Origin of the sequence: Rhizobium tibeticum, from assembly GCF_900110205.1 — a bacterium.
GTDB lineage: Bacteria > Pseudomonadota > Alphaproteobacteria > Rhizobiales > Rhizobiaceae > Rhizobium > Rhizobium tibeticum.
On sequence record NZ_FOCV01000095.1, the window covers coordinates 1 to 7,509 of the forward strand.

5 protein-coding genes and 1 pseudogene are annotated in these 7,509 nt (G+C 59.0%); 2 read left to right on the forward strand and 4 right to left on the reverse strand.

What is annotated here, in order from left to right; translation table 11 throughout:
* On the forward strand, positions 1-759 hold a 759-nt coding region (locus BSG20_RS34410), incomplete at its 5' end, for a site-specific integrase (protein ID WP_093041897.1).
* Positions 760-1,223: 464 nt separating this feature from the next.
* Here the strand turns inward: BSG20_RS34410 and serA are convergent.
* The 4 genes and pseudogenes from serA to repA form a co-directional block, all read right to left on the reverse strand.
* A pseudogene (gene serA, locus BSG20_RS34415) lies at positions 1,224-2,459 on the reverse strand (phosphoglycerate dehydrogenase).
* 204 nt (positions 2,460-2,663) lie between these two features.
* Positions 2,664-3,878, reverse strand: a complete 1,215-nt coding sequence (gene repC / locus BSG20_RS34420; RefSeq protein ID WP_093041900.1) for a plasmid replication protein RepC — start codon at positions 3,876-3,878, stop codon at positions 2,664-2,666.
* Between the two features lie 198 nt (positions 3,879-4,076).
* Positions 4,077-5,066, reverse strand: a complete 990-nt coding sequence (gene repB / locus BSG20_RS34425) for a plasmid partitioning protein RepB (protein WP_093041903.1) — start codon at positions 5,064-5,066, stop codon at positions 4,077-4,079.
* A 217-nt stretch (positions 5,067-5,283) separates the two neighbouring features.
* Positions 5,284-6,513 (reverse strand): plasmid partitioning protein RepA, encoded by a 1,230-nt coding sequence (gene repA, locus BSG20_RS34430; RefSeq protein WP_420884150.1) that lies wholly within the window; start codon positions 6,511-6,513, stop codon positions 5,284-5,286.
* Between the two features lie 365 nt (positions 6,514-6,878).
* On the opposite strand from repA, the gene BSG20_RS34435 reads away from it, so the two are divergent.
* The coding region (locus BSG20_RS34435) for an ATPase, T2SS/T4P/T4SS family (protein ID WP_093041910.1) at positions 6,879-7,509 on the forward strand (631 nt) is incomplete at its 3' end.

Sequence of the window (7,509 nt, forward strand, 5' to 3'; positions counted from 1 at the left end):
GCGCCTGCAACCGTACGACGGCGACTGGCAAGTTGGTCAACACTGACGAAATGGCGTGGACTGGACGGCGCCTTCGCCTCCCCTCCCCTGAAGGCAGCCATTCGTCTCGCCGTGCGCGCCGGTGCCCGGCCGCGCCGTCGCAAGAGCGCCAAGGCCGTCACAAGCGATGTCCTGACGAAGCTTCTAGCGACCTGCGCGACGGACAGTCTGCGGGATCTCCGCGATCGGGCGATCCTGATGGTCGCCTTTGCCTCCGGTGGCCGCCGGCGCAGCGAGATCGCCCGCCTGAGATACGAGCAGCTGAGCGTCGAACCACCGATCGAAAGACCGGATGGCCCTCCCCTCCCCTCACTGGCCATCCATCTCGGCCGCACGAAGACGACCTCAGGTGAGCAGGACGAGGTGGTCTATCTGACGGGACGGCCGGTCGAGGCACTCAATGCCTGGATGGCAGCGGCGAAGATCGAGAGCGGCAGCGTGTTTCGGGCGATCGGGCGATGGGGGACGGTTTCTCGCCGGGCGCTCGATCCGCAGTCGATCAATGCGGTCCTGAAGCAGCGGGCGGCGATGGCTGGCTTGGAGCCTGCGGCGTTTTCCGCGCATGGGCTGCGCTCGGGTTACCTGACCGAAGCCGCGAACCGCGGCATCCCTCTTCCCGAAGCGATGGAGCAATCGCGGCATCGATCCGTGCAGCAAGCATCCAGCTACTACAACCATGCAACGCGGCGCAGTGGGAGGGCCGCGCGATTGCTCTCTTGAGCAGATAGCGTCGCTATAAACAAGCACATCATGCTGCACCGTGTTTGGCGCGCAGGCGCACTTACGACTTTAGCTCTTGAATGGCTATACCTCATCCCCACATCCCCGCCGCACAACCGATGAGGAGATTAAGCGCGAGTTTTTCGAGCAGACGTTCGGGCCAGCAGAGTTGTAGGTCGTCCACGCTGTTTTCAAAGTGTGGATTGCTGAAAGTGGCATCACGAAAGAGATGCCGGAGGACAGAGCTTGCCGCGGCGGCTGTGATCAATCTCTTCCGCGAAAAACACGACCCTCACGAGTCCCTGGCCGCTGTCTCGGCCATGTACAGGAGTTTGGCAGACCTGAAACACCCATCGCTCGCTCCAGCGAGATAACACCTCTATTGCGATGCAGGCATTGAGAACGTGAAGCACGTTCCCAGGCGCCCGAACCACATGCCATTCCTTGGTGCTCTTAGCCTGGTATCAGTAGACCAATCGCGTACGTATCGTGCCCGGAATTTCACGCAGCGCTTGAAGGATCTCGTCGGCATGTGCGGAAATGCCCTCGGCTTCGACCACCACGTAGCCCGTATGCCATGGGTCTGGAGGAACTCAGCGACGATGTTCAGCCCGCGCGACGAGAAGATCTCGTTGAGTTGGATGAGCATCCCGGGACGGTTTTCATGGACGTGGATGAAACGCGTGCCGTTCGGGTGCTCGGGCAGTTGAACCTGCGGAAAGTTGACGGCGCCCATTGTTGAGCCGATGTCGGAATACTCGACCAGCTTCCTTGAAACCTCTCCGCCGATGCGCTCTTGGGCTTCTTCCGTGGAGCCGCCGATATGCGGCGTCAGAATGACATTGCTCAAGCCCTGCAACGGCGTTTCGAAGCGCTCGTTGTTCGATGCCGGCTCCTTAGGGAATACGTCGACGGCGGCCCCCGCCAGATGGCCTTCTTTCAGGACTCTCGCAAGCGCATCGAGATCGACCACTGTGCCGCGGGAATTGTTGATGAAGATGGCGCCCTTCTTCATGCGGCGCAGCTCGGTTTCGGCGATCATGTTATGGGTCGAAGGCGTTTCGGGGACATGCATCGTCACATAATCGGAAATTTCGAGAAGCTCGCCGAGCGAAGCCATCGATTCCGAATTGCCCCGGCGCAGCCTGTCGGAGAGATCGAAATAGCGCACCACCATGCCCATGCTTTCGGCAAGCGCGCTGAGCTGCGAGCCGATATTGCCATAGCCGACGATGCCAAGGGTTTGCCACGGACTTCACGGCTGCCGACAGCGGACTTCTCCCAGCCGCCCTGATGGGCGGATGCCGAACGGGGGAATATCTGCCGAGTCAGCATGATGATCTCGCCAATGACGAGCTCTGCGACTGAGCGCGTGTTCGAGTAGGGCGCGTTGAAGACCGGAATTCCGCGCCGGCGCGCTGCTTCTAGATCGACCTGATTCGTGCCAACGGAGAAACAGCCAACGGCGATCAGCTTCTTGGCGGCGTCGAAAATCTCTTCGGTCAGTTGCGTTCGGGAACGGATGCCAATGATGTGCGCATCCGCGATATGGCCTTTGAGGTCTGCATCGTCGAGCGCCTTGGGCAGATGGACGAGGTTGATGAACCGCTGGACGAGAAATAATCCACGGCACTCTGGCTGATGCCCTCAAGCAGAAGCACCGAAATTCGGTCGCGCGGAAGGGAAAGTTGGCGTGTCATAGTGAGGCCTTCGATCTTAAAGTTTGAGCCTGGTGCTATTGTTTTGCTTACCCCATCATCGCGCGCTGCAACAGCGTCCTTCAATCTGCTCCGGGAAATCGCATCCGACGCGTGTCTGGCCTCCATTGGTCTGCTTGCGAACGATCGAAAAAACCTGACAAGAAAGGCCTAATCGCAACTTGAATATCGCGGCGCTTCGCTTCGCTAACTCACCCGGCGTTCCTCCCGATCGTTGACCTTCAAAAGTGCCATCAGCATTGGCCCGAGCGAAAACTCGCCACGCGCCGCCCGTTTCGTCAAATCCCTGAGATAGCCGCCGGCCGAGTTGATGTGCCCTGCCCGCTCAAGCATGCAGGCGACCGCGACCGCCGCATTTTCCGGCCCCATGACCTCGCAGGCATCCTGGTAGGCCGATGGGCTGACCCCCAACATGGATCGAACCACGACGGCAGCCGCCATCAGGTCGCGCCAGCTCCCAACCGCACCACCGGGGCCGTAATTTGCGACCTCTGGGCACGCTTTCAGAACCAATCCCAATGGGAAGGCCTTCAGCGGCTCGCGCTGTTGACCGCCGATTTCACTCGGCTTTGCCCCCTGCTCTTTTCCAGAGCTAGGTTCAAGTTCATTGATGGATTCGGTATTTGAATTCTGTTTGTGGCGTTCAAAACGGATGTCATTGGTGTCCATTTTTTCGGATTCTTCGTGCAAGTCCAGGAGATTGACGACTTCTGACTGAAGAAGCTGCATCTCGTCGAGGATGGTTTCCAGATCGGCGACCGTAGGCGTGCGCGGAATCCGGCTGACGAGGGCAATATAGACCATTTCGACGCTCTCCCAGTCGCCCGGTGCGCCCTCTTCGATCGCCGCGGAGATGAGCTTGCGGACGTCGCGCCGGCAGATCGACAGGGTCTCCTTCACTCGGCGGAAATGTGCACGGCGATCGGCGACATCCTGAGCCATGAGGGCGAGCTCTTCTGCGCGCGCCAGAAGTGGCGCCAGGTCGAAGCCATAGGCGTCCTCAATGCCCCCTTGCTTGTCCTTGCGTGCGTAGCGCTTTCCATTGGCGCTGTCCTTGCGCGAGATCAGCCCAGCTTCGACGAGTGCTGCCAGATGCCGGCGCAAGGTCGTCCCGGTGATCCCGTGCGCCCGAACGCTCAGCTGCGAGTTCGACGGAAACACGATCATGGCCTTTTCCTGCGAGAGTTCGCTCTCCGGATAGAAGGTCAACAAAGCGTCAAGAACGGCGAGCGCGCGGTCCTGAATACCGAGAAGAGCCCTCGCCTCTGAAGCGTCGCGAAACACCTTCCACTTTTCTGCTGTCTTTCCGGGCTTGATATCGGCCGTAGCGAGCTGGCGTTTCACTAAGGCAAGCGTCATCGGCCGCCGCCCAAAAGGCGTCGTCACACTTTCCGTCTGCATGTCATTCACCTTTCAAGAAGGCAAAGATCATCGTCCCGCCGAGATGGCGTCCATCGACTCTTGACAGTGATTCCGGGAAGTGCGATTCTCTGGGTGCTAAACGAGAGAAATGGGCTTCCGGATGGACATTCGGGGGCCTTTTTCTTTACCTGGTTTCCTGTCTTCTCCGTATCAAGTCATCTGGCACTGTCATGCCGGTTAGCCATTCCGCGTTTTTTCAAACTCGGCATGGAGTTCTTCAAGCCGCTCGGTCACGAAAGCTGCGAAATCCGGAACCACGCGCTCATCGAAAGTAAGACGCGTTGTCTTGCCGAGGCGCTCGATGGTTGCGGCCTTCTGACCCTTTGCATTCTTCCACTGCTCACCTGACGCGGCTTTCTTCTTCTGTGGGACCGCAGCAGCGAGCGCCTTTGCGAAGCGCTCGTCGGATGGCAGCGTTGCGAATTCCGGCTCACCAATTGCGCTGTCCAGCTTCCTTCGTGATGCTGGCAAAGTGTCGGCCAGAGCCATCCAACGGGCACGGCCAGCCTTCGGCGCCGGACCGATAGCCTGAATAATATCCGAAGGGAGCGAGCGAGCGACCGCGATGTAGCGGCTGAGGTCGGATTTGTCGGTGGAGAGCGCGGCAATGATTGTTTCGCGCTTGTAGCCAGCATCTTCGAGCCGCAGAGCGAAGAGCGCTTTCTCGATGAAAGAGAGGTCTTGCCGGTCAAGGTTTTCCTTGCCCTGGGCAATGACCAGCTCTTCATCGCTCAGCGCCTGAACGACCGCCCTGACCTTCACTGACAGTTTGGCTGCCGCTCGTAGACGGCGCCGGCCGTAGGCGATTTCATAGCGACCGGAATGATCGGCTTGCGGACGGACCAGAACCGGGACCTGCTGGCCGTATTGCTGAATGCTAGAAACGAGTTCGTCGAAACCGGGATCGACGTCGATCGGGATGCGGTCACCAACAGACGAATCGGAAATCGCGGAGGGCTCGATCTCGATGACCATGTGCCCAGCGGCGAGCTGCTCCTGAAGGCGGGCGGCAGAGCGCGCGCCTTCACTCATCTCCTGCAGGGACGTACCCATTGCCGAGATAGCACCGGTGCGCACACGCTCCGGGCTTTTGCTGACTGCCGGGCTCGCTGCGGCCGGTTCGACCTTCCGCATGAAGAGCGAATTGACGGTGTCCTTCCGGCTCATCGGCCACTCCCATAGTCATCTGACAGACGCAACGTGTCGCCGTCATCTCGAAAGTTGGGAGCTCCCAACAAACTCGGGGCAGGGGCTTTAGCTTCGTCTCGCCAAGCCATGATCGATCCCGAAAGCCATCCGCGCGCGATGGAAACGCGCGCGGCTATAGGTGGAGGGTACATGGAGTTGGGAGCTCCCAACTCTTGCGCTTGAAAGGGGAGAGCGATCATCTCTTCTTGCGACCCCATGCAGATCGAATCTCATTTTCGATTTCGAGATTGACGGCGTCGAGCGACTCCATGGCGCGATCGTAGGTCGAACGTGTCAGGTTTTCGCGTCCGATCTCGTAGAGCGTCTGCTTAGTGAGGCCGGCATCGGAGACCGCAGCCGACTTCACCATCGGATTGGTCATGACGCTGTCGTCAAACAGGTTTCTCAGCAGAGCCGCGACCTTGGTCTGCGGTGCGTCCTGCGGCTCGAAGCGTGTCAGCAGATACTTAAAGAAGTCATAGCGCAGCTCACCGCCGGCCTCTCGCACGACCGCCAGGAGGTCATGTGTCATCAGCAGGAATTGGCTCATCGATGCGATGTCGAGCATCTGCGGATGGACCGTCACCACCATGGATGTCGCCGCACACAGGCCACTGAGCGTAAGGTATCCAAGCTGTGGCGGGCAATCGATCACGACGACGTCGTAATCATCGGCGACTTCGCCGAGAGCGCTTGCGATCCGAAGGAAGAAGATTTCCTGTTCGGATTTGCTCGCGCCGGTGAGAGCACGCGGTGTCGTGTGCTCGAACTCCATGAGCTCCAGATTACCCGGGACCAGATCCAGGCCGTTGAAGTAGGTCTGACGGATCACATCCATGAGCGAGCGGCGCTCGTCGTCATATCGGATCGCTGCATAAAGCGTTTCGTTGTGTCCGACATGCGTTTCCGGCAGGATCCCAAGAAGTGCCGAAAGGCTCGCCTGTGGGTCGAGATCCAGAGCCAAAACGCGGTATCCCTGAAGAGCGAGGTATTGGGACAGATGGACCGAGGTGGTTGTCTTGCCCGATCCGCCCTTGAAGTTGGTAACGGCAACGACCTGCAGGTGATCGTCGGGACCACGTCTCGGCAGGAAGTCGTGGGAACTACGGCCACGGGACGTCGAGGCGAGCCGCTCGCGCAGCTCGTTGATCTGGCCGAGCGAATAGAGCCTGCGGCCATTGCTGGTCAGCTCAGGCTGCGGACCATCCCCTGCCAGGCTCATTTTCCTCAGCGTCGAATCGGATACACCAATGAGCTTGGCAGCCTCGCCAGATGTGAAACGGCGAAGTGTCTTGCTGGCGGTCGGCGGGAAAATCGCTTCGCTGATCGACTGCAGTTGCGAGCTGATCAAAGAGGCATGGGCGCCGATCGTCTCGTCGACGGTTTTCTGCGGGACTACCCTTGTGGATCTCAGCGGCTTGCTCACGCTCAAAACTTTCATCACGGATAAATTACGATTTCGGTGTTTTCAGCGTGACGATTGCGGAATACCGCGATTCTTGCAAGAAGTTAATGGTTAACAAAGTCTTAAGTCGACTTTGCGCATTTATGTTCGATTGCCTGATAAGCTCGGTAAATCCTTATGTTAGCTCAAAGTCCGTCGCTCTCGACGGACTTATTTTCTTGTGAGTCAAGAGCACAGATTGCTGAAATGAAATCTGACCAGTTCCTGATTCGAGCCGAAAATGACGAAATCACCGGCGACTCGCGAGGTGCAACATTGCACATGGACTTCGCGCGGCCACTGGGGTCTGTCTCCTCCTGCACTCAAATGAGGAGACAAGCTTCCCCATGCTTCAGTCGCACTCTCGCCTTGTCCGCAAACTCCGGGACGCACTTGGCGAACACCTTTGCATTGCCCTTGAAGATCCGACGGTCGTCGAGATCATGCTCAATCCGGACGGCAAGCTTTTTATCGAACGCTTGGGTCACGGCGTCGCGCCGGCCGGCGAAATGCAGGCGACCGCCGCCGAGACTGTTATCGGATCGGTCGCGCACGCTCTCCAGTCCGAAGCCGACGGAGAACGACCAATCATCTCCGGTGAGCTGCCGATCGGCGGCCACCGCTTCGAAGGGATTTTGCCACCCGTCGTCAATTCGCCGACCTTTACGATCCGCCGGCGCGCTTCGCGGCTTATTCCGCTCGACGACTACGTAACCGCAAAGATCATGACGGAAGCGCAGGCTTCTATCATCCGGAGCGCCATCACCAACCGGCTGAACATTGTCATCGCCGGCGGGACTGGCTCAGGCAAGACGACGCTCGCAAACGCGGTCATCGCAGAAATCGTTTCCGCTGCGCCGGAAGACAGGATGGTGATCCTTGAAGATACGTCCGAAATCCGATGCGCCGCGGAAAATGCCGTCTGCCTCCACACGAGCGACGTGGTCGACATGGCTCGACTTCTCAAGAGCACGATGC

What these genes read in the sequence shown, in the direction of transcription:
- repB (WP_093041903.1), bottom strand. Translation starts at nt 5,066, where the DNA reads ATGAGCCGGAAGGACACCGTCAATTCGCTCTTCATGCGGAAGGTCGAA.
- repC (WP_093041900.1), bottom strand. Translation starts at nt 3,878, where the DNA reads ATGCAGACGGAAAGTGTGACGACGCCTTTTGGGCGGCGGCCGATGACG.